Here is a 23,087-nt window from a genome sequence, read left to right as displayed (position 1 = left end):
GTGTTCGTTATGAGGAAATATGAAATTTTTAAAATTAAAGCAGAGTATCAATCCTTCATAATGGGACGTGAACGGTTACTATTTGATTTGTTAGCGGTGGGTCCTTCTACTAACTATCAGGAAATTGAATATTTATGTGATCAATTGAATGAATCGGAACTCGACCGGCTGATCCAGCAGAAATTGGGTAAAAGCTTTGATGCTATCGATTCCTGCCATAATGAGTACCGGTTAACCCATTTAATTAAAGGGGAAGTGTTCATCAAAATGGGGACACATTGTATACAAGTCTATTGCCAAGGCTCCAGAATGCTTGACTTGGATTTATTCGTAGCGCTCTCGAGTTCGACAGACCGCTTTTTTGCAGTGATGAACGAGCAAGAGGAGTGCGGCTGGCTGAAACCCGTAAAATATTCAGAGCGTATGATCTTAGAAGACTCGGTTATGTAAAAACTTCTGAACAATTAGCGAACAGTTATTGCTATTCACTGCTGCTATGTTGTATAATCCTTCTTGGTAGTATGTAATCGAACTATTTTTAATGAGGGAGGTTTGGCAGCAATGACTCTATGGATAGCAATTCTCTTGATCGTCGTCGCTTTGATCGGCGGGGTAGCACTCGGCTTTTTCATCGCGCGTAAATATATGATGAATTATTTGAAGGAAAACCCACCAATTAATGAACAAATGTTACGTATGATGATGATGCAAATGGGACAGAAACCCTCACAAAAGAAAATCAATCAAATGATGGCTCAAATGAACAAGGTTCAAGACAAGCCCGATAAAAAAAAATAAGCAAAAACTCCGTTGCAGGCTAATGACCTTTTACGGAGTTTTTTGTTTTAATATAATCGAAAACGGTGCAGGAATGTCTGGACAGTGCGTAAATACTGTTCAGGATTATCATTATATGACTTCGCATGAGCACCTTTCTCAAACAGTCTCATCATTTTGTCGCCCTCCTTTAGTTCATACAACTCTTCTGTCATATGCGGCAATATAAAAGTATCTTCCATACTGTGTATGAAAAGAACAGGTTTATTGATATATTTCATCACCTCGCGGGGAGACACCGCAGCCGAGGTATAGCCATCACGAATTTTCAGGAATAAGTTGGCGACGCGCAGGCTCATAGAAGTCTTAAAAGGAAATTCGGTTCGGATGATATGCAGCAGCTGTTCTGAGAAATCGGAGAAGGGACAGTCTGAAATATAGAAATCAGCCTGATCTTCATAGGTACCGGCATATAATAGCGTCGTCGCAGCTCCCATCGATTCACCATGTATCCCAATCAGCGCACGTTTGCCGACCCGTTCGCGCACTGCGGAAACTACTTCTTTCAAATCCATCTTTTCATAAAACCCAAAGCTGGTAGTCTTTCCTCCAGAATCCCCATGCCGGCGATGATCAAAGATGACAGAGTTAAAACCCAGACGCTCAAAAAGCCTGGCATATTTGATGGAGTTCACTTTGTTTTCAGTTACGCCATGACAGATGACAACTGTCCGCGTCGTATCGAGCGGCCGTAAAAAGATGGCGCGAAGATTATAACCGTTAGGAGAAGGAATCCAAATATCATCTTTGCGTACCGTTTCAAACCACTGACGATCAAATCGCTTGGCAATTGTCTCTCTTTGCAAAATAAATTCGGAATCCTTTGTTTTCAGGTACATCATTCGATTGGTGACTAAAAAACCGAAAATGGTCAGTACAGATGCGAGTACACTTGAAATGATGCCTGTCATATAGATTAATCTGCGTTTCAAAGAATTACCTCCTTCCCGTTTATTCTTATTGTTTACTTAATTGATACATAGCAGTTGTTATGGGCCGTGAGAGATATGGGGCTACTTCATCCACTGCGAGAATAACTTTCTGCAGGTCAACTCCTGTATGGATATCTAGAGTGTTTAAAAGGTATAAGACATCCTCTGTCGCTACATTTCCAGTTGCACCCGGTGCGAACGGACAGCCCCCCAGACCACCAGCAGATGTATCGAACCGATCCACGCCTGCCTGTAGAGAAGCGTAAATATTCGTCAGTCCTAATTTTCGCGTATCATGAAAATGAGCTGTCAACAGTGTATGCGGAAAATGTTCTTTCAGATTGTTGAATAAGGAGAAGCTGGCTGCAGGATTGGCCATTCCGTCTGTATCTGCAACACTTAATTCATCTGCACCCATATCAATGAATTGCTGACATAAAGCTATTGTCTGTTCGGGTTTGATCCATCCTTCATATGGACAGTGAAAAGCAGTGGAAATACAAGCGCGGACAAAGTGCTTTTTTTCTTTTAATTGCCGGACGACAGGAAATAAAGCGTTGACAGCTTCCTCGGTAGTTCGATTGATATTCTTTTTATTGAATGTATTACTGACTCCAACAAATACAGCCATATTCTGTGCGCCTGCATGTAGGGCAGTTGAAACACCTTTTTCATTGGGTGTCAGTACAATTTGCCGTCCAACTTTTTTGGCTTGCCCAACAATCTCTTTGGCGTCTGCCATTTGGGGAATCCATTTTGGAGATACAAACGAGGTCAGCTCCATTTCCTGAATACCTGCCTCCTGAAGTGCATGAATATATGCTAATTTACTGTCTGTGGGGATACTGTTTTTTTCATTTTGAAGACCATCACGCGGTCCTACCTCGATTAGTGTGACGTTTTTTGGTAAACTAAACATAGAACATCCCTCCCTCCTTCTATTGTACGTAAAAAAGAAGAATTAGGGCAATGGTTATACCCTGCGAATTACTATTATAAGTCGCATGAAGCCGGATGATACATAATAGATAGAAAGCAGTGATAGATATGGCGAAAAAAGGAAAGAAGATTCGTGCAGCTCAGCCGAAGCAAGAAATAAAGGAGACAGGCAACTCACTTTCTGACTTAGTAAGCGATGAAATGCTTGCAAAATTAAAGAATGCCAAACAAGAACTCTCAGCAGCTGACGAACAGAAAAAAGAGCTGGAGAAAGAAAAACGTATTCAGGAAAGAAGAGAACGGGAGAAAAATAAAAGTTTTGGAGAACTTTTAGAGGAATACGGTGACAAAGGGGCAAAATACTAAGTAATTGAACGATACGCTTAACGAATAGGTTATAATAGACTTGTCTGGATAATCAAAGACAGTAAGAGCGATTTAAGGAGGGAATCACGTGAAATTTTTACATATTGAGTATTGCGGTCTAAATGAAATATCCGAAGCGGCAATACATCAGCATCCATGCAAAAAAGTTCATCAGGCACCTCTGGAACACCCGATTGCAGCATGGGTCAGAAATCAGTTACAATTACTTGCTGAAAATGAAGAGATTCTTTGTTATGATTTTCCTAAAGAAAAGGTTGAGCTTTTTTATGATGTTTTGAATGAAGCACATGCTGAGAAAGCGAAAGATCCATCACGTCCTTGGAAGTATCTTCCTATCCCTGATGAAGAGAATTATCCTTATCCAATCGCGCAGTATGAAAAAGAATATGGACAGATTTATTATGAGTCACTTTATAAATACATTACAGTACTTGGAGTGATTTTGAATATATTTGATTTCGAAAAAAATCAATTAATCATTACAATCAAGTAAAAATGTCTTTGTTGTGTAAACATATGATGGAAACTAGAATATTAGCGGAGGAAAGATATGAAACAATTAGATGTAAAACTTTATGAGTTCTTAATGGCTAATTTCAATAATATTACGGACTCCTGGTTGTCGATGAGAGAAGTAGAAGACGGATCTGTCTATTCACTCGATGTGAATGACAAGATGGAAGAGACACTCCGTGAGCAAAACAAACTCACGAACTTGACAATTACAAGCAGTTTATTGGATGATCCTGAAATTTTCGAGAAAAATAAAAAGAAATGGGCTGCGGTAGTCGCGCTCAGCAGAGTAAACAGCAGTACGCCGATCGAAGATGTATTGGCGGCATTGAGTAAAGTCCGTTTAACGTACTGGAAATTTATCAAAGAGTTTTATTTGCTTCACGGGGACGATGTAACAATAGAAGATTATGTTCGCTGGAGCGAAACGATCAATAATGCATTCGATCAAATCAATGTAGATTTCGCCGCTGCATACAATAAATTTATAAATAGTAAATTTGATATTCAGCAAACCTTGATCAATGAATTAAGTTCGCCTGTCATTAAGCTGACAGACAAAATCGGAGTGGTTCCGCTAGTTGGCGACATGGATGAATTGCGTGCACGAATTATGCTAGAAAGTATTCCTGAAAAATGTTTGGAAGCAGATATTATTCATTTGTACATCGATTTATCCGGTGTGACAGTTATCGATACGTTAGTCGCCCAGCAAATTTATCAGGTTATAAAAGTTCTTGAACTTCTTGGCACAGAAGCTACACTCACTGGAATCAGGCCGGAAATTGCTCATGCATCTACTGAATTAGGATTAGACTTTACAAACACTCAGACATTCAGCTCACTACAGCAGGCATTTTCCAAAGAATTCAGCGTAGTTGCCAATTAAAAAATGAGGCACTCTCATAAGAGAGTACCTCATTTTTTATTTCTGATGTTTTGCCTGGAAGTTTTTCATGAACTGCTCTAAAGCCTGGCATGCAGTAAATGGCACGGAGTTATATGCAGAAGCACGGCATCCGCCAACAGAGCGATGTCCGTTCAATCCTACAAAACCAGCTTCTTTTGCTTCAGCTAAAAATTGTTTTTCCAGCTCTTCATCCGCAACACGGAACGTAATATTCATCAAAGAACGGCTGCCTTTTTCAGCATGTCCTGTGTAGAAGCCGCCACTGTTGTCGATCGCGTCATAGATCAACTTTGCTTTTTCTTCATTATTTCTAGCGATTGCTTCGAGCCCGCCTTGTTTTTCCATCCAGCCCAGCACTTCACCCAGCATATAAATTCCAAATGAAGGGGGAGTATTGTACAGCGAGTTATTGGAAGCATGTGTGCTGTATTTCAAGATCGCAGGAATGGAAGAATTGGCATTCTCCAAAAGGTCTTTTCGGATAATCGCAACTGTTACGCCGGAAGGACCCAGATTTTTTTGCGCTCCTGCATAGATCATTCCAAATTTGCTGACATCAATTGGACGGGACAGAATATCGCTCGACATATCCGCAATTAATGGCACATCGTTTGTTTCGGGGAATTCCTGAAATTGTGTACCGAAAATCGTGTTATTAGATGTGATATGAACATAGGCATCGTCTTCGTTCCATTTGATTTCATTGAGGGCAGGAACTTTATTATAGTTGGTTTCTTTTGTAGAAGCTGATTCATATACTTCTCCGATTGCTTTACCTTCTTTTAATGCTTTATCAGACCAAGCGCCCGACATGATATAGGCAGCTTTTTTTCCGGAAGCTAAAAAATTCATTGGAATCATAGCAAATTGAAGGCTGGCTCCGCCCTGCATCAAAAGCACTTCGTAATTTTCCGGAACAGAGAAAAGTGATTTCAGACGTTCGATTGCTTGATTATGTACTTCTTCATAAGCGGCACTGCGGTGGCTCATCTCCATAATAGACATTCCAGAATCTTTAAAATCAACCAATTCTGTTTGTGCTTTCTCCAAAACTTCACGCGGAAGAGCTGACGGACCCGCGTTAAAATTATATACAGACTTCAGATTACTCAACATAACCACTCCTTCATACAGTTTACGATACTAAAGTAAAGTATATATGAAAAAGCAGCTGTGTGAAATAGATAACTGCCGATTCACAATAATTTCACTGTATAGTACATAAGCTTGCTTGTTTGCTCGGCTCAAAAGATGGGTATGTTGAAATAAAAGTTATTTTGTCTTTTAGCTACTAGACGGACATTCCACAATGGAAAGAAAGAGTGGAGGAGATTGTATGAAAACAGATGGACGTAGAAAAAGCTCCAACGTAGAAGACAGACGCGGCAGGGGCGGCGGAGGCGGGGCGATTGCGCTCGGCGGCGGGGGACTCGGTATCGTCGGAATTATCTTGTTCTTATTGCTGGGCGGCAACCCGACTGATTTATTGGGAAATGAATCATCTGTCGGTAATGAACAGCCTTATGTCGAAACAGAGCAGGATAAAGAATTGGCTGACTTTGTTTCAGTAGTTCTGGCAGATACTGAGGACATCTGGTCAGAGCAGTTCAGACAGGAAGGCCTGACTTATAAGAACCCGACATTAGTATTATATACGGGACAAGTACAGACAGCCTGCGGATTTGGCAGCGCTGCAGCGGGCCCGTTTTATTGTCCGGGTGATCAGAAATTATATATTGATTTAGAATTTTATAATGAACTGCAGAATTCCTTCCAAGCTCCGGGAGATTTTGCAATGGCATACGTTGTGGCACATGAAGTCGGTCATCATGTACAGACACTGCTTGGTATTTCCGATCAAGTGATGCCTTTGCGGCAGAAACTCAGCGAAGAGGAATTTAATAAATATTTAGTTCGATTTGAGTTGCAGGCCGATTACTTTGCCGGTGTCTGGGCGCATCATGCACAGGGACGCGGTTACTTGGAACAAGGAGACTTGCAGGAAGCAATCACTGCGGCGGGTGCAGTCGGAGACGATACCATTCAAAAACGTGCAAGAGGCTATGTAGTACCCGAAAGTTTTACGCATGGTACAGCGAAACAAAGGATTTATTGGTTTGAGCGCGGCTTTAAGCTCGGTACCATTGAAGGCGGCGACACATTTAACGAAACAGAAAAATAAAAGCAGCGCATCTTCACAAAAACTGTGAATAGGATGCGCTGTTTTTTATTTTGTAGCGGCTGTCTGAGCAATTACCGACGGATCAATACCTTCCTGTTCATTGCGCAGTCGCTTCATATCGACACGGATTAATAAGGAGATGACGAAAGCGACAGCAAACAGTCCGGCAAAAAATAAGAGACTGCTCTCATAACTGCCTGTTGTATCTTTCATCCAGGCAGCAAACATCGGGCCGGCTACTCCCGCGGCAGACCAGGCAGTTAGAATATAACCGTGAATCGCACCGAGCTGTTTTGTGCCGAAAATATCCCCGATAAACGCGGGAATGGACGCGAAACCTCCACCGTAGCAGGTATAGATGACAGCCAGGATAATCTGGAATACTATCGCGTTTGTCGTGAATGGAAGCACGGAGAATAAAATGAGCTGCACGACGAAAAATGTCGTATACGTATTCGGACGGCCGATATAGTCTGAAATGGCCGCCCAGCCGAGACGCCCTGCACCGTTGAAAATACCGAGTACACCGACCAGAGCGGCGGCTTGAACAGTCGTCATCCCGATACTGTCGATGGCGAGAGGTTTAGCAGCAGAGAGAATGGCGATTCCGCATGTGACATTAATAAATAACATAAGCCATAAATAATAAAAACGTTTTGTTTTTATGGCCTGATTAGCAGTTAACTGAGCAAGATCCTTTTTAATTTCTGATTTTCCTGAACGGACTTTCTCAATAAATCCAGGAGGAGCCCATCCTTCTTCTGGTTTCTCTAGGTATAGAGAGGACAGAAGCATGATCGCGAAATAAGAGATTCCAAGAATGTAAAAAGTATTGGTCAGCCCAACATTAACGATTAAATATTCCATGATCGGACTGCTGATTGCAGCAGCAAAACCAAAGCCCATAATTGCGAGACCTGTTGCCAGCCCGCGTCTGTCGGGGAACCATTTGACCAAAGTGGAAACAGGTGCGATATAACCGACGCCCAAACCGATTCCGCCGAGCATACCGTAGAAAATATAAAGCATTGGCAATGATCCCATACTGACAGCGAGTCCTGAACCAGTAACTCCAATTCCAAAGAACGCAGCTGCCAGCAGCCCGGCTTTGCGGGGGCCGTACTTCTCTACAAAATGACCGAGAAATGCAGCTGATAAGCCGAGGAAAAGGATGGCGATACTGAATGTCAGCTGTACTTGACTTGTCGTCCAGCCAAATTCTTCGATCAGTGGATTGGTGAAGTTACTCCATGCATACACCGACCCGATAGAAATGTGAATACCTACCGCAGATAAAGCGATTAACCATCTGTTCTTAGTCTTTTTCATGCGATATCCTCCCTTTTTTATTCAGGTTTCTCTTGTTGTATTTTTATGCCGGAGAGACGTCTCTCTCTGTACAGATCTGTCGGTGAAATCCCGTTTATTGCCAAAAACAGAATTCGTTTTAGCGATAAGTAACGTGCAATTCAGGATTAAGCTGTATGTTAGTATCATTTCACAATATTGTCAATATTAATTTTTGTATTTACTTGGGAGAGGTTCCAGTTAATCCGTTAGTATACGTTCGGGATGTGTGTATAAATTAAAAGATGTACCCCGGATAAAGCCAACTGTTGTAATCCCCAGATCTTCAGCCAATGTCAGTGCTAATTCGGTCGGTGCCGATTTTGATAATACAATTTCACAGCCGATTTTTGCCACCTTCAGAAGAATTTCAGATGAGATGCGACCACTGAAAACAATAATCTTATTCCGAACGGAAATTTTGTTTTTCAGACAGTGTCCATAGATTTTATCCAGCGCATTATGCCGGCCGATATCCATTCGCGATAAAAGCAATTGATCCGGCTGGCAAAGTGCCGCATTATGGACTCCTCCAGTATGCCGGAACATCTCCGCCTGTTCTTCCATCTCGTTCATCAGTGAGAAAATTTGATTGGTTGTCAATTGCACAGAGATGCTGTCCATCTTTTTTGCTGTTAAAACATCGCTGGCAAAGACAAACCCTTGCCGGCTCATCCCGCAGCAAGAGGTAATATAGCGTTTATTCTGCAGCTGTTCAAAAAATGGATATACTGTTTCCGTATGCACATCGATTATTCCTTTTTCCTTATCCAGACGAATGTCTTTGATCTGATCCCATCTCGGCACTACTCCTTCAGATGCAAGAAAACCAACCACCATATCTTCGATGTATTCAGGGGTACAGACGATGGTGGCGAATTCTTTATCATTCAGTCTGATGGTAATCGCATATTCTACAGCCACTTGATCTTCTTTTACAGTAAACTGTCCATTCTGATAGCGTATAATCGGCCGTTTTTGCTGCTGCTCCACATCTTTTCCCCCTTTCACTCGATCGATCTGTCAAATAAAAATACCGAGACAGCAATATCATCATCCACTTTGAAATCACTGAATAAGTGTAAAAATTGAGCTTCGACTATTTCTTCCAGTCCCTCCGGAGGTGCTTTTGCGTAGACCGCCTGAATCATGCCTGTGCGTGCGCGGTGCACCATTTCTCTTCCTTCCGGGGTGCTGGCAATAAACTTTTCAGTCGGCGTCAAATTGCCGTACAGCGTAGAGACTGCCATATTATCTACGAAGACTGTATGGATTCTTTCCGGACCTTTTCCAAACAGGTCTTTTCGCAGCTTTCTGATAATATCATTGAACACATGGATCTTTTTCATGGGTTTCCCTCGATTCCGTTTACTGAATAATCAAAATTTTAATTTATAGGCATTGTATTAATTGTTATATTACTTTATACTAAATAGTGAATCGATGATAGTCTGGTATGTGAATGCCAAATTATTATCTATTGTCTATTGTTATATTAAATATGGATTGGTTCTTTAGCAAGTCCTGTTAAGAAACTATTCCACCATGAAAATTGCCGATATACCGGCCTTTTTCATGGTGGATTTTTATTTGAGAAGGGGGACGCAGACGTGTCAATTACAATCAACGGCAAGCCCTTTGACTTTTCTCCAGGGTCAACGATCATTCAAATCATCAATGCCAATAAAATAGAACACCCGCAGATTTGCTATTTACCGGAAGTAGATCCGATCGAAACTTGCGATACGTGCATCGTAGAAGTAAACGGTGAATTGATGCGTGCCTGTTCCGCGAAAGCAGCCGACGGTATGGATGTCCGGCTGGATTCTTCACGCGCAAAGGCTGCACAGACAGAAGCAATGGACCGAATCCTGGAAAATCATTTACTGTACTGTACAGTGTGTGATAATAACAACGGCAACTGTAAAGTGCATAACACGGTGGCGATGATGGAAGTCGAGCATCAAAAGTATCCATACGAGCCGAAGTGTACGAAAGATGCAGTTGATTTCACTCATCCGTTCTACCGCTATGATCCTAATCAGTGTATCGCCTGCGGTCAATGCGTGGAAGTATGCCAGAATCTTCAGGTCAATGAAACACTGTCGATGGACTGGAAACGCGACCGTCCGATTGTGCTGTGGGATGGCGGAGCGAAAATCAATGATTCTTCCTGTGTTGGATGCGGACATTGTATTACGGTTTGTCCGTGTAATGCCTTAATGGAGAAAACTATGCTGGGCGAAGCAGGATTCATGACGAAGATGGATGATGAACTGATGGATCCGATGATCGATCTGATCAAAGATGTCGAGCCGGGCTACAGCAGTATTATGGCAGTATCCGACGTAGAGGCGGCGATGAGAGAATCGAAAATCAATAAAACAAAAACCGTCTGTACGTTCTGTGGAGTTGGCTGCTCTTATGAGGTTTGGACGAAAGACCGAAAAATCTTGAAAATTCAACCTGTCCATGAGGCGCCGGTCAACCAAATATCCACTTGCATCAAGGGAAAATTCGGCTGGGATTTTGTCAACAGTGAAGAGCGGATCACATCTCCTCTAATCCGTAAAGGTGATGCATTTGTCGAGGCTTCATGGGAAGAAGCACTGGATCTGGTTGCTCAAAAACTGGGAGAAATAAAAAAAGAACATGGACGTGACGGTGTGGGCGTAATTTCTTCTTCCAAGATTACCAATGAAGAAAACTACGTCATTCAAAAGTTCGCACGTCAGGTATTTGAAACCAATAACGTGGATAATTGCTCACGCTACTGCCAGTCACCTGCAACCGATGGATTGTTCAGAACGGTCGGGATGGGCGGAGATGCCGGAACGATTAAGGATATCGCGAAAGCCGGACTGGTCATCATTGTCGGGGCAAATCCTGCAGAAGGACATCCAGTTCTTGCAACACGTGTAAAACGGGCGCATAAACTGCATGAGCAGAAATTAATTGTCGCTGATCTCAGAAAACATGAAATGGCAGAGCGTGCAGATATCTTCATGACACCGCAGCAAGGGACAGACCAGGTATGGCTGATGGCGGTTACAAAATATCTGATTGATCAAGGCTGGCATGATCAGCGTTTCATTGATGAAAATGTTCATCACTTCGAAGATTTCAAAAAGGTATTAGAGCGCTATACACTTGAGTATGCAGAGAAAATTACAGGGATTTCACAAGAGGTGCTGATTCAAACAGCTGAATTAATCCGCGATGCGGATGGCACTTGTGTGCTGTGGGGAATGGGTGTCACTCAAAATACAGGCGGGTCTGATACATCAGCAGCAATTTCAAACTTGCTTCTCGCTACCGGGAATTACCGCCGCGAAGGTGCAGGCGCCTATCCGCTGCGCGGCCATAATAACGTACAGGGCGCCTGTGATATGGGCAGTCTGCCGGGCTGGCTTCCGGGTTATCAGCATGTGACGGATGATGCGGCGAGGGAAAAGTTTGAACACGCATATGGTGTGAAAATTGAAGGGAAGCCGGGTTTGGATAATATCCAGATGCTTCATTCGATTGATGACGGCAAGATGAAAGGCATGTATATCGTCGGAGAAGATATGGCGTTAGTTGATTCGAATGCCAATTATGTTCATGATGTTTTATCTAAACTTGATTTCTTAGTCGTGCAGGATATTTTCTTCTCCCGTACAGCCCAATATGCAGATGTTATTCTGCCGGCGGTTCCTTCATTGGAAAAGGACGGAACATTTACAAATACCGAACGCCGCGTGCAGCGTCTGTATAAAGCACTGCCGAACAAAGGCGACTCACGCCAGGACTGGTGGATCATTCAGGAAGTGGCCAAACGTCTCGGATATGATTGGAATTACACACATCCGCGTGATATTTTTGAAGAGATGACAAGTCTGAGCCCGATGTTCAGCCAGGCATCTTACGAAGAACTCGAAGATTGGGGCAGTTTCCTTTGGGGCAGTCTGGAAGGAGAAAGTACACCGCTTCTGTATACAGACGGTTTTAATTTTCCTGATAAAATGGCGCGTTTTGCCTTGTCTGACTGGGTAGAGCCTGTGAAATTCGACGATGAGTTTGATCTTCATATTAATAATGGCCGGATGCTCGAGCATTTCCATGAAGGGAATATGACCAATAAATCCGAAGGGATCCAGGAGAAAGTTCCCAATATATTTGTGGAAGTTTCACCGGAACTTGCAAAAGAGCGGAAAGTCGTGACAGGTACTTATGTCCGTCTGATCTCTCCATACGGTGCATTGAAACTGCCGGCACTTGTTACAGACCGTGTGCAGAAAAACGAATTATTCCTGCCTATGAACTCTGTCAGCAAAGAATCTGCGATCAATTTCCTGACAGGTCCTGCGACAGATCAGCGTACGAATACACCAGCCTATAAGCAGACAAAGGTACGCATGGAAGTACTTGATAAAGAAGGCGATAATCCATTGCCTAAAAGCAATCACCGCGATAAGAAAAGACATCCGCAAAACGGTGTGGAAGTAGAGCGGAAATGGAAACGCCCCGGGTATATCCAGTTAACAGATCAATAATTCAGGAGGTGAAAGGAATGGCGGCACCGATAACTTCTATTAAACGAATTGAACGGACAGAGATGGAAATTCAGCAGGAGAAGCTGGCGGATCTTCAAAAACTGATTGCAGAACAAGAAGAGTCACTGCAGAAGATTATGGAGATCACAGGGGAGCTTCATGACATCGGCGCGCTGGATGCATTGCAGGCGATGCTTCAGGCGAAAGAGAAAATTACGGGCATTGCTGTTGGTCAAATATCACGTGAGCCCGTAACCAATATGCTCAATAACGTCATGGCAGCTGCCGGCGCGCTGACAGAAATTGATCCGGCGACTATTCAGAAGCTGACAAAGAGTGCGCAGCGCGGTTTACAGGAAGCGGAGCAGGGAATTAAGCAAAATCATAAAACCAGTGCTCTTCAATTATTGAAATCAGTGAACGATCCTGATATTAACCGGGCGCTTACTTTCGGACTCAACATTCTAAAGGGAATGGGCAAAGGATTAGATACTCCAGCCGAATAACAAAACTTTGCGAAAAAGGAAGACTTCCTTCATACTATATAGAAGTAAAACATTCTCCAGCTGCCACCTCAGGCAGTTGGAGAATTTATTGATTATAGAAGTTGGATGAGGTTCGTTGCCATAATCGTAACCGGTCATCACAACTTACCCAGTAGGAGATGGAGAATACATGTCAACAAGAAGTAAAATGTCAGCACACCTTGAAAAGCAATCATCAGCAATGCGGAATATCGGAAGATTACTTATTAAATGCTCCGACAAACCGGGAATCGTTTCGGCCGTCTCGACTTTTTTGCTGAAACACCAAGCAAATATCGTAGAATCCAGCCAGTACTCAACTGATCCTGAAGGCGGAACGTTCTATCTGCGTATTGAATTTCATTTAGAAAATCTGCTTGAACGAAAGGCAGAACTTGAGAAAGATTTTCGTGGTATCGCAGATGGGCATAGTATGGAATACAAATTCTCCTATGCTGCTGAGTTAAAAAGAGCGGCAATCTTTGTTTCAAAAGAACCGTATTGCCTGATGGAACTTCTTTGGGAATGGCAGAACGGTGACTTGAATGCGGAAATAGCTGTTGTCATCAGTAACCATGAAGATGCACGCGATATGGTCGAAGCACTGGGCATTCCATTCCATTATATTCCTGCGAATAAAGACATTCGCCAGGAAGTTGAACAGAAGCAGATTAAGCTGATGGAAGAATATGAAATCGATGTGTTGATACTTGCGCGTTATATGCAAATTCTCACCCCTGATTTCGTCAGCCATTTTCCAAATCAGATAATCAATATTCATCACTCCTTCCTGCCGGCGTTCATCGGTGCACGTCCTTATGAAAGAGCTTTTGGACGCGGAGTAAAGCTGATCGGGGCAACTTCCCACTATGTTACGAATGATTTGGATGAAGGTCCGATCATCGAGCAGGATATTGAACGTGTAGATCACCGCGACGATACAGTTCAACTGAAGAAGATCGGCCGTACAATTGAACGGCGTGTACTTGCACGCGCAGTGAAATGGCATATTGAAGACCGGATCATTGTAGAAGATAATAAAACAATTGTCTTTCATTAAGAATGCGCAACAGCCTCTCCGTAAAACTGCGGAGAGGCTGTTGCTATTATATAGAAGGAACTCGTTTAATGGATCGGTGATTTAAAGGTCGCTCCATGTGTTTCCTGTGTATTCATAATCGTTAAAAATGCAGATGGATCAACGTCCTGCGCAATTTGTTTAAGCTTGGAAATCTCCAGACGTGTGACAACGACATAGATGACATCTTTTTCATTGTCTGAATAGCCGCCGCGTCCATGCAATTTCGTTATACTGCGGCCTAAACGTAGACGAATCGCTTCACCGAGTTCTTCATATTCATCAGAAATGATAATGACTGCTTTTGTTTCATCAAGACCCTGGATGACAATATCAATCGCTTTGGAAGCGATATAATAAGTGATAATTGAGTACATGGCCTTTTCAGGACCCAATACAAAACCTGCCCATCCAAAAATAAAAAGATTGAAGAACATCACGAATTCACCGACACTGTAAGGGATTTTACGCGTCAGTAATATACCAAGTATTTCCGTACCGTCCAACGCTCCGCCATTGCGTATGATCGTTCCAACGCCGGCTCCCAGCAGTAAACCCCCAAAAACAGTAGCAAGCAATGGATCTGTAACGAAAGGCCCGATAGTTTTTAAAGGAAACTCCACAATTGCAAGCAGTGCAATCGCAAATGAAGAAGAGATAAAAAAGTTCTTTCCGATATGTTTGTATCCGAAAAATAAAAACGGCAGATTGAGAATGAGGATCAGAATACCAAAAGGCATCCCCGTAATGAAATTCAATATAAGTGCAATACCAATAATGCCTCCGTCAATGACTGCGTTCGGTATAAGAAATAAATCTAATGCAACAGCGGTCAGCACAACGCCGATCGATATGAATAAATATCGTCTGATCAAATGACCGGTACTTTCTTTTTTATGTTGTTTGTTCATAAAACTCTCCTTTTCTACATCCTGTACCTTCTATCTTAACGGAATATATAGCAAGAACCTAGTCGCAACTTGTTATTTCTCTGCAGTCGCAGGTAATTATTTTTCTTTCTGGCGCATACGATGATACATCATAGCCTAATTGGAGGAGAGACGTTGGATATTATTAATCAATTGCATAACTATCGTAAAGAAGAAAATGAGTTGAAGTGGGAAGGGACGTTCAAAGATTATTTGGAACTGCTGAAGGAACGTAAAGAAGTTGCACAGACGGCTCATTCGAGAATATATGAAATGATTGAAAGTGCAGGAATCGAGAAACAAAATGGACGAAAGGTTTTCAGCTTTTTTAATGAAGAGTTATTCGGCTTAGAAGAATCTATTGAACGACTCGTAGAAGAATATTTTCATCCGGCAGCCAAGCGCCTGGATGTTAAAAAACGTGTTTTACTGTTAATGGGACCGGTGAGCGGTGGAAAGTCCACGATTGTGACGATGCTGAAACGCGGTTTGGAAGAGTATTCACGGACTGATAAGGGGGCTGTTTATGCGATTAAAGGCTGCCCGATGCATGAAGATCCGCTTCATTTGATACCAATGGCATTGCGTGATTCATTTTTTGAAGAGTACGGGATTCGTGTGGAAGGAAGTCTTTCTCCTTTAAACAGACTTCGTCTCGAAGAAGAATATGAAGGCAGAATAGAAGAAGTATTAATTGAGAGAGTGCTATTTTCAGAAGATCGAAGAGTGGGCATCGGTACTTTCACACCGTCTGATCCCAAGTCGCAGGACATTGCTGACTTAACAGGAAGCATCGACTTTTCCACAATTGCAGAATATGGTTCCGAATCTGACCCGCGGGCGTACCGTTTTGACGGCGAATTAAATATTGCAAACCGCGGTATGATGGAGTTCCAAGAAATGCTGAAGTTGGATGAGAAGTTTCTCTGGCATTTACTGTCGCTGACACAGGAAGGGAATTTTAAAGCAGGCAGATTTGCGCTGATCAGTGCAGATGAGCTGATTGTTGCCCATACGAATGAAACGGAGTATCGCTCCTTCATCAGCAATAAAAAGAATGAAGCATTACACTCCAGGCTGATTGTCATCCCGATTCCGTATAATCTTAAAGTGAGTGCGGAAGAGAAAATTTATGAGAAAATGATTCGCGACAGTGATATCTCACATGTTCATATTGCACCGCATGCGTTGCGTGTGGCTGCTATTTTCTCTGTCTTGACTCGATTAAAAGCATCTAAAAAGCAAGGAATTGACCGCTTAAAAAAGCTGCGTCTGTATGATGGTCAAAATGTGGAAGGCTTCAATGATGCGGACGCAGAAGAATTGAAAAATGAGTTCATGGATGAAGGCATGGATGGAATTGATCCGCGTTATGTAATCAACCGGATTTCATCAGCAATTATCCGTAAAGAAGTGCCCAGTATCAATGCGCTGGATGTGTTACGCAGTCTGAAGGATGGTTTTGATCAGCATGCATCGATTTCAGCTGAAGACCGTGATACTTATATGAACTATATATCGATGGCGCGAAAAGAGTACGACGAAATAGCAAAGAAAGAAGTACAGAAAGCATTTGTCTATTCTTATGAAGAATCAGCGAAAACGTTGATGGATAACTATTTGGATAATGTAGAAGCGTACTGCAATAAAAATAAATTGCGTGATCAGCTGACAGGTGAAGAAGTGAACCCGGATGAAAAATTGATGCGTTCGCTGGAGGAGCAGATCGGAATATCTGAAAATGCGAAGAAAGCATTCAGAGAAGAAATTTTGATTCGAATTTCTGCATATGCGCGAAAGAATCAGCGTTTTGATTATCGTTCGCATGACCGTTTGCGCGAGGCAATTCAGAAAAAGCTATTTGCCGATCTGAAGGATGTCGTCAAGATTACAACGACGTCTGCGACACCTGACGAGACTCAGCTCAAGAAGATGAATGAAGTAGTCGCACGCTTGGTCGATGAACATGGCTATAACTCTGTTTCAGCAAATGAATTGCTGCGCTATGTAGGCAGTCTGTTAAATCGGTGATATAAACAAGGCCTGAATATAGGCCTTGTTTTTTGGCCTAAAGAATTGGTAAGTGGGATGAGACCGTTTCCCTGCGTTCCAGGCGGACGCTTTCGGGAGGGCCCTCGGTGAGCCAAGCGAACAGCGAAGGGTTCGCTTTGCCTTAATTTCTGCGGTCTTTGCAGAAATTAAGGCAAGACAGAGTTCCTTCTGCACATTATTTTCGTTCGCTCCCTTTAGTTGTCTCATCCTATCGGACTGATCCTCCCAGAGTGGTTTTGCCTTCCACTCCGGTACACTGTCTGGTGTTTTAATACATTTTATGTGAGTGGCGGTATGAGCAAGCCATTTGATAATTACGATAGGTGCGGTGTTTCATGCAATACTTAGCATTCTATAAATGCTGAGATCAAGATCTATTCATTTGCAAAGTCGAAAAACGAAAATACATTAACTAGACTCACACTTTGCAAAAAGCAGAATGACATACATTCCTCACGCCAGCGAAGGCGCAACTGCGGGGTCGGCCGTTGCTGTGAGACTGCTGGCGCGCTCTTTGCCAGTTGGCTCATGGCGTAAGGCAATCCCCCAGCGCCGAAGCGGGTTTAAACTGCAAACACACACTTCGTTTAAATCTCTTGCAAAGTCGAGCAACGACACCACACCAACTAAATTGTGTTTCCTGAACATTTAGTCAATAATTAAAAGTCTGCCGCATATGATAGGGGAAACAGATTGTACGAGAGATAGGCGGGGATTCGAATGGAAGAAAACGAGAAAAGTCGATTTGTCGTTACCGAGGAAAATTGGTCTCTCCATCGCAAAGGTCATCAGGATCAGCAACGCCATCTGGATAAAATTAAAGAGGTTTTGCAAAGTAATTTACCAGACTTAATCAGTGAAGAAAACATAATATTATCCAACGGTAAAAATGTCGTTAAAATTCCAATCCGTTCTCTGGACGAATTTAAGATACGCTATAATCATGATAAGTCCAAGCATGTCGGCCAGGGAACAGGCGACAGCAAAATTGGAGATGTTGTAGCACAGGGAGAACAGCAAAAAGGGCAGCAAGGCACAGGAAAAGAAGCGGGAGATCAGCCGGGGCAGGATATATATGAAACAGAAGTGACAGTAGAAGAGATTGAAGAAATGCTTTTCAAAGAGCTGGAACTGCCTAATTTAGAGCAGAAAGAACAATCTGCCACAACAATTGAAGACATCGATTTTACAGATATCAGAAAAAAAGGCTTGATTGGAAATCTGGATAAAAAGCGAACGCTGCTGTCTGCAATTAAACGAAATGCAATGGAGGGGAAAGCGGAAATTGCACCGATTTTAGAAGATGATCTGCGTTTTAAGACGTGGAATCCCGTAGAGAAACATCAGTCAAAAGCCGTTGTGCTGGCGATGATGGACACAAGCGGTTCGATGGGGAAGTTCGAAAAGTACATGGCAAGAAGTTTCTTTTTCTGGATGACGAAATTCTTGCGCACGAAATATGAAACGGTGGATATTGAATTCATTGCACACCATACAGAAGCGAAAGTTGTGACGGAAGAAATTTTTTTCAATAAAGGAGAGAGCGGCGGGACTAAGTGTTCGTCAGCATATGAAAAAGCTCTTTATCTCATCAAGGAATCTTATCCTCCAGCCAGTTATAATATTTATCCGGTACACTTCTCAGATGGAGAAAACATGACGAGTGATAATCGTAAATGTCTTGAATATGTCGAGGAGCTATTGAGAATATCCAATATGTTCGGTTATGCCGAAGTCAATGAGCATCGTAGAATGTCGACACTGATGTCGGCATATAAATCGATTGAGCATCCAAAATTCAATTATTATATTTTACAGAAGAATCGTGATGTCTACTTTGCGCTAAAGAAGTTTTTTGAAAAGCGAACGGAGGGATTCCGCTGACTGGATACCGGGAATTGGAACAGGCAATTGATGAAATAACAGAGATCGCAAACGGATTCGGACTTGACTTTTATACAATGCGCTATGAAATCTGCCCTGCGGATATTTTGTACACGTTTGGTGCATATGGCATGCCTACCCGCTTTACGCACTGGAGTTTTGGCAAGCAGTTTCATAAGATGAAACTTCAATATGATATCGGGCTTAGCAAAATCTACGAGCTTGTCATCAACTCCAATCCCTGCTATGCATTCTTGCTTAATACAAACAGCCTGATTCAAAATAAATTAATTATCGCGCATGTTCTGGCACATTGTGATTTCTTTAAAAATAATATTTATTTTTCCAAGACGCGGAAAGACATGGTTGAAAGTATGGCGGCAACGGCAGAACGCATAGCAGATTATGAAATTCGCTACGGTAAGCAGCAGGTGGAAGAGTTCCTGGATGCGGTGCTCGCTGTTCAGGAGCATGTGGATCCGAGCATAGTACGGGATATCAAACCCTCAGCAGATGCCTTTGAAACACAGCATCCGAGGAAGTCTGAATATGATGATTTGTGGAAACTTGATCAGCGAACAGTAACAGGACAGCAATCGATCGAAATGCACAAAAAACATCCGGTCCAGCAAGAAAAGGACCTTTTGCTTTTCATTCTGGAAAATAGCCGCAATCTGAAAGAGTGGCAGTCGGATATTCTGACAATGCTTCGCGAAGAGATGCTCTATTTCTGGCCGCAGCTGGAGACGAAAATCATGAATGAAGGCTGGGCTTCTTATTGGCATCAGAAAATCTTGCGCAAAATGGATTTGTCTCCATCGGAAACAATCGAGTTTGCAAAGCTTAATGCGAATGTGCTGCAACCGTCAAAAACATCCATTAATCCATATTACTTAGGCGTTAAAATGTATGAAGATATCGAGAGAAAGCAGGATCTGCTGGCAAAGAAAGCGGCAGAACTCGGTGATCGGGCAATGACAGGCCGTGAAAAGATTTTTGAAGCACGCGAAATTGAAAATGACACATCTTTTATTCGGAATTATCTATCAAATGATTTGATTAAATCAGAAGATTTATATGTATTTCAGAAACAGGATAATATGTATAAGGTGTCCAATCAGGAAGCGGAATCAATTCGCAGCCAGCTGATTAATATGCGTGTCAATGGCGGATTTCCGTATATTGTCGTAGAGGACGGCGATTATATGCGTAACGGGGAACTTTACCTGGTGCACCGATATGAAGAGACAGAGCTCGATCTTCCTTATCTTGAGCATGTGCTGCCATTCATTCATCAGCTGTGGGGCCGGATTGTTCATCTTGAAACAGTGCTTGAAAACAAGCCGCTTATATTTTCCTATGACGGCCACAAAGTGTTCCGCAGAACTAAATAAAAGAGAAAGAATAGGCTGCTGTCTATTCTTTTTTTATTTGGCAAAAAGAAATCAGTAGTTTAGGGCTTTTCATTTTGAGTATCTAATGGTATTTTTATAGTATATTAATTCTTTACTAAGGTAAAGCGTTAAAAGGAAGAGGGGGATTTTATGAAAAAGACCATTTTCACGTTTTGGTTTACAGCAGTGTTATTACTTATCGCGGGATGCGGGGCAGATTCTTCTGACAAGAACAGTACAGGCTCTGAAACAGACAAAGAAACAGACCAAAAAAGTCAGGAAATTGTCATCGGAGTCGATGATAAGTTTGCACCGATGGGCTTTAGAGACGATAAAAATGAACTGGTAGGTTTTGATATTGATATGGCTAAAGCGGCTGTCGAGCATATGGGGGCTACAGCAAAATTCCAGCCGATTGATTGGAAAACGAAAGAAACTGAATTGAGCAGCGGCCGAATTGATTTAATTTGGAATGGGTATACGATTACGGATGAGCGTAAGGAAAAAGTGCTGTTTACAAAACCTTATTTGGATAATAATCAAGTAGTCGTGACATTAGCAGATTCAGACATAGAAAAAGTAGAAGACTTAGATGGCAAAGAAGTTGGCTTGCAGGCACTGTCTTCAGCCGGCCCGGCGCTTGAAAGTGATCCGATACATGAAAAAGTTAAAAAAGTGACGGAATTTGCGGATAACGTTCTGGCATTGACAGACTTGAAAACAGGCCGTCTGGATGCGGTTGTCATTGACGAAGTAGTCATTGATTATTATATGACCACAGAAGAAGGTGTCTTCAAAAAGCTTGACGGTTCATTAGCTGTTGAGGAATACGGCATCGGTGTGAAGAAAGGTAATGAAGAATTGCTGGAAAACCTTCAGAAAGCCCTTGATAAAATGAATGAAGATGGAACGGCAGCTGAAATTTCAACAGAATGGTTCGGTGAAGATAAGGTGCTTCGTTAAGAGGATTACAGCAGCTGCAGAATCGATTTCTGCAGCTGTACTTTCGTGAGATTAAGAAATTTGCTATGCTTTTTGGAGGAATAAAAAATGACGTTAGAATATTTTATGTCTATGCTGATCCCGATGCTGCAAGGTGCCAAAGCGACTGTATTGCTGTTTGTACTCGCAATTGTGCTGTCAGTACCAATCGGTTTTATGCTGACACTTGCCGTAAGAAGTAGTATTAAACCAATCTCGTATTTGGCGCAGACCTATATATATATCATGCGTGGGACTCCCTTGTTATTGCAGCTATTGTTCTTTGTTTTTGGTTTGCCACTTCTGCCGGTAATTGGAGAGTTCCTGGTTTTGGACCGATTTGTTGCTGCAACACTGGCATTTATCCTAAATTATGCAGCCTACTTCGCTGAAATTTTCCGCGGCGGGCTGATCTCGATTGATAAAGGACAATATGAAGCTTCGCAAGTACTGGGGCTGTCAAAATGGCAGACAACCGTCCGGGTCGTTCTGCCCCAGATGTTCCGTGTGACGCTGCCGCCTGTCGCAAATGAATCGGTGTCGTTAGTCAAGGACACAGCATTGCTGTATGCAGTCGCGGTGCCTGAATTACTGCATTATGCACAGACAGTGGTCAATCGGGATTTCACGATCATTCCATTTTTTATCGCGGCCGGTATTTATCTGCTGATTGCCTTTGGATTGACAATTATATTTAAATATTTGGAGAGAAAGCTGCAATACGATTGAGGAGAGAAAAGGTATGTCTTTCATTGAAGTAAACAACTTACAGAAGTCATTCGGCCCGTTAGAAGTATTGAAGGGCTTAACTTTTGCAGTAGAAAAAAATGATGTGCTGGCAATCATCGGTCCGTCGGGATCAGGCAAGAGCACGATGCTGCGAAGCTTGATTCAGCTGGAAGAAGTTAACGGCGGAAGTATTACTGTTGACGGTGATAATCTGGTAAGTGACGGTGTCTATGCAAAGCCTGCGGACAGCAAAAAAATCATTGCGAGGATGGGGATGGTGTTTCAGCAATTCAATCTATTCCCTCATCTGACAGTGAAGCAGAATTTGGAATTGGCGCCGAAACTGGTGAAAAAAGAGCAGGCGAAAGCTTACAGTGACAGGAGTATTGAACTACTGGAAAAAGTAGGGCTTGCAGATAAACGTGACGAACTGCCGTCGAGGCTTTCAGGCGGTCAAAAACAGCGCGTGGCAATAGCCAGGGCACTAATGATGAATCCTGATATTTTATTATTTGACGAGCCGACGTCGGCTCTGGATCCACAGCTGACTAAAGAAGTACTGTCTGTCATGAAAAAACTTGCTGAAGAGCATATGACGATGATTGTCGTCACGCACGAAATGGAGTTTGCGAGCAGCGTTGCGAACCGAGTAATCTTTATGGATGAAGGAAAGATTGTAGAAGAAGGGACGCCTCGTGACATTTTTCAGACACCGAAGAAGCAGCGCACAAAGCAATTTTTGAACTACGAATTATAGGAAATAAAGAGGAACGAAAGCCAAGCACAGAAAGTATGCGCTTGGCTGATTTCTTTTGAAAAGACATTTGCATGCCTAATTATCGGAATTTATAAATAATTGTTCGTAAAATGTCTCTTGACTTATGAGAATTTACTTAAAATATTGAATAATGCATTGACGTATAGGTAACTAGAG

At 42.5% G+C, this 23,087-nt stretch carries 22 protein-coding genes; 15 read left to right on the top strand and 7 right to left on the bottom strand.

What is annotated here, in order from left to right; translation table 11 throughout:
- Positions 1–9: 9 nt before the first annotated feature.
- Both sirA and GDZ68_RS00680 read left to right on the top strand, forming a co-directional pair.
- Positions 10–450, top strand: coding sequence for a sporulation inhibitor of replication protein SirA (sirA, locus tag GDZ68_RS00685; protein ID WP_153720351.1), 441 nt, complete (start codon positions 10–12; stop codon positions 448–450).
- A gap of 111 nt (positions 451–561) precedes the next feature.
- Positions 562–798 carry a YneF family protein gene (locus GDZ68_RS00680; protein ID WP_153720350.1) on the top strand — a complete coding sequence of 79 codons (237 nt, stop codon included), beginning with the start codon at positions 562–564 and terminating at the stop codon, positions 796–798.
- 47 nt (positions 799–845) lie between these two features.
- On the opposite strand, the gene GDZ68_RS00675 is transcribed toward GDZ68_RS00680, so the two are convergent.
- Both GDZ68_RS00675 and GDZ68_RS00670 read right to left on the bottom strand, forming a co-directional pair.
- Complete coding sequence (locus GDZ68_RS00675) at positions 846–1,769, bottom strand: alpha/beta hydrolase (RefSeq protein ID WP_153720349.1); 924 nt, start codon at positions 1,767–1,769, stop codon at positions 846–848.
- Between the two features lie 25 nt (positions 1,770–1,794).
- Positions 1,795–2,688 (bottom strand): hydroxymethylglutaryl-CoA lyase, encoded by an 894-nt coding sequence (locus GDZ68_RS00670; protein WP_153720348.1) that lies wholly within the window; start codon positions 2,686–2,688, stop codon positions 1,795–1,797.
- 128 nt (positions 2,689–2,816) lie between these two features.
- Between GDZ68_RS00670 and GDZ68_RS00665 the strand changes: the two genes are divergently transcribed.
- The 3 genes from GDZ68_RS00665 to GDZ68_RS00655 all read left to right on the top strand — a co-directional run bounded on the left by GDZ68_RS00665 (position 2,817) and on the right by GDZ68_RS00655 (position 4,497).
- Positions 2,817–3,074, top strand: coding sequence for a YqkE family protein (locus GDZ68_RS00665; RefSeq protein WP_153720347.1), 258 nt, complete (start codon positions 2,817–2,819; stop codon positions 3,072–3,074).
- An 88-nt stretch (positions 3,075–3,162) separates the two neighbouring features.
- Positions 3,163–3,588: a hypothetical protein gene (locus GDZ68_RS00660; RefSeq protein ID WP_153720346.1), complete on the top strand. Its 426-nt coding sequence runs from the start codon at positions 3,163–3,165 to the stop codon at positions 3,586–3,588.
- 57 nt (positions 3,589–3,645) lie between these two features.
- Positions 3,646–4,497 (top strand): STAS domain-containing protein, encoded by an 852-nt coding sequence (locus tag GDZ68_RS00655; protein ID WP_153720345.1) that lies wholly within the window; start codon positions 3,646–3,648, stop codon positions 4,495–4,497.
- A gap of 36 nt (positions 4,498–4,533) precedes the next feature.
- Here GDZ68_RS00655 and serC read toward each other — a convergent pair whose 3' ends face one another.
- Positions 4,534–5,634, bottom strand: coding sequence for a 3-phosphoserine/phosphohydroxythreonine transaminase (serC, locus tag GDZ68_RS00650; RefSeq protein ID WP_153720344.1), 1,101 nt, complete (start codon positions 5,632–5,634; stop codon positions 4,534–4,536).
- 220 nt (positions 5,635–5,854) lie between these two features.
- On the opposite strand from serC, the gene ypfJ reads away from it, so the two are divergent.
- Complete coding sequence (gene ypfJ / locus GDZ68_RS00645) at positions 5,855–6,700, top strand: KPN_02809 family neutral zinc metallopeptidase (RefSeq protein WP_153720343.1); 846 nt, start codon at positions 5,855–5,857, stop codon at positions 6,698–6,700.
- A 45-nt stretch (positions 6,701–6,745) separates the two neighbouring features.
- Here the strand turns inward: ypfJ and GDZ68_RS00640 are convergent, their stop codons facing one another.
- The 3 genes from GDZ68_RS00640 to GDZ68_RS00630 form a co-directional block, all read right to left on the bottom strand.
- A complete protein-coding gene (locus tag GDZ68_RS00640; protein ID WP_153720342.1) occupies positions 6,746–8,029 on the bottom strand; it encodes an L-lactate MFS transporter in 1,284 nt (427 codons plus the stop codon).
- A 219-nt stretch (positions 8,030–8,248) separates the two neighbouring features.
- The gene (fdhD, locus tag GDZ68_RS00635; RefSeq protein WP_153720341.1) at positions 8,249–9,040 is read right to left on the bottom strand and encodes a formate dehydrogenase accessory sulfurtransferase FdhD; all 792 of its coding nucleotides are present in this window, start codon (positions 9,038–9,040) and stop codon (positions 8,249–8,251) included.
- Positions 9,041–9,054: 14 nt separating this feature from the next.
- Positions 9,055–9,396 carry a DUF2294 domain-containing protein gene (locus GDZ68_RS00630; protein WP_153720340.1) on the bottom strand — a complete coding sequence of 114 codons (342 nt, stop codon included), beginning with the start codon at positions 9,394–9,396 and terminating at the stop codon, positions 9,055–9,057.
- A 261-nt stretch (positions 9,397–9,657) separates the two neighbouring features.
- On the opposite strand from GDZ68_RS00630, the gene fdhF reads away from it, so the two are divergent.
- The 3 genes from fdhF to purU all read left to right on the top strand — a co-directional run bounded on the left by fdhF (position 9,658) and on the right by purU (position 14,166).
- Complete coding sequence (gene fdhF / locus GDZ68_RS00625) at positions 9,658–12,582, top strand: formate dehydrogenase subunit alpha (protein ID WP_153720339.1); 2,925 nt, start codon at positions 9,658–9,660, stop codon at positions 12,580–12,582.
- A 17-nt stretch (positions 12,583–12,599) separates the two neighbouring features.
- On the top strand, positions 12,600–13,088 hold the full coding sequence (locus GDZ68_RS00620; RefSeq protein ID WP_153720338.1) for a DUF1641 domain-containing protein: 489 nt from the start codon (positions 12,600–12,602) through the stop codon (positions 13,086–13,088).
- Positions 13,089–13,275: 187 nt separating this feature from the next.
- The gene (gene purU / locus GDZ68_RS00615; RefSeq protein WP_153720660.1) at positions 13,276–14,166 is read left to right on the top strand and encodes a formyltetrahydrofolate deformylase; all 891 of its coding nucleotides are present in this window, start codon (positions 13,276–13,278) and stop codon (positions 14,164–14,166) included.
- A gap of 65 nt (positions 14,167–14,231) precedes the next feature.
- Here the strand turns inward: purU and GDZ68_RS00610 are convergent, their stop codons facing one another.
- Positions 14,232–15,095 (bottom strand): YitT family protein, encoded by an 864-nt coding sequence (locus GDZ68_RS00610; RefSeq protein WP_153720337.1) that lies wholly within the window; start codon positions 15,093–15,095, stop codon positions 14,232–14,234.
- Positions 15,096–15,248: 153 nt separating this feature from the next.
- On the opposite strand from GDZ68_RS00610, the gene GDZ68_RS00605 reads away from it, so the two are divergent.
- The 6 genes from GDZ68_RS00605 to GDZ68_RS00580 all read left to right on the top strand — a co-directional run bounded on the left by GDZ68_RS00605 (position 15,249) and on the right by GDZ68_RS00580 (position 22,910).
- A complete protein-coding gene (locus GDZ68_RS00605; protein WP_153720336.1) occupies positions 15,249–17,144 on the top strand; it encodes a PrkA family serine protein kinase in 1,896 nt (631 codons plus the stop codon).
- Positions 17,145–17,885: 741 nt separating this feature from the next.
- The gene (gene yhbH / locus GDZ68_RS00600; protein WP_153720335.1) at positions 17,886–19,049 is read left to right on the top strand and encodes a sporulation protein YhbH; all 1,164 of its coding nucleotides are present in this window, start codon (positions 17,886–17,888) and stop codon (positions 19,047–19,049) included.
- Positions 19,046–20,443, top strand: coding sequence for a SpoVR family protein (locus GDZ68_RS00595; protein ID WP_153720334.1), 1,398 nt, complete (start codon positions 19,046–19,048; stop codon positions 20,441–20,443). Before yhbH ends, GDZ68_RS00595 begins: the two co-directional genes overlap by 4 nt.
- Before the next feature lie 150 nt (positions 20,444–20,593).
- On the top strand, positions 20,594–21,406 hold the full coding sequence (locus tag GDZ68_RS00590; protein WP_153720333.1) for an amino acid ABC transporter substrate-binding protein: 813 nt from the start codon (positions 20,594–20,596) through the stop codon (positions 21,404–21,406).
- 87 nt (positions 21,407–21,493) lie between these two features.
- Positions 21,494–22,153, top strand: coding sequence for an amino acid ABC transporter permease (locus GDZ68_RS00585; RefSeq protein WP_153720332.1), 660 nt, complete (start codon positions 21,494–21,496; stop codon positions 22,151–22,153).
- 13 nt (positions 22,154–22,166) lie between these two features.
- Positions 22,167–22,910, top strand: coding sequence for an amino acid ABC transporter ATP-binding protein (locus GDZ68_RS00580; RefSeq protein WP_153720331.1), 744 nt, complete (start codon positions 22,167–22,169; stop codon positions 22,908–22,910).
- The last annotated feature ends 177 nt before the right edge of the window (positions 22,911–23,087 follow it).

This window comes from Sporosarcina cascadiensis (genome assembly GCF_009650995.1).
GTDB classification, from domain to species: domain Bacteria; phylum Bacillota; class Bacilli; order Bacillales_A; family Planococcaceae; genus Sporosarcina; species Sporosarcina cascadiensis.
This window is presented reverse-complemented; position numbering and strand designations above follow the sequence as displayed.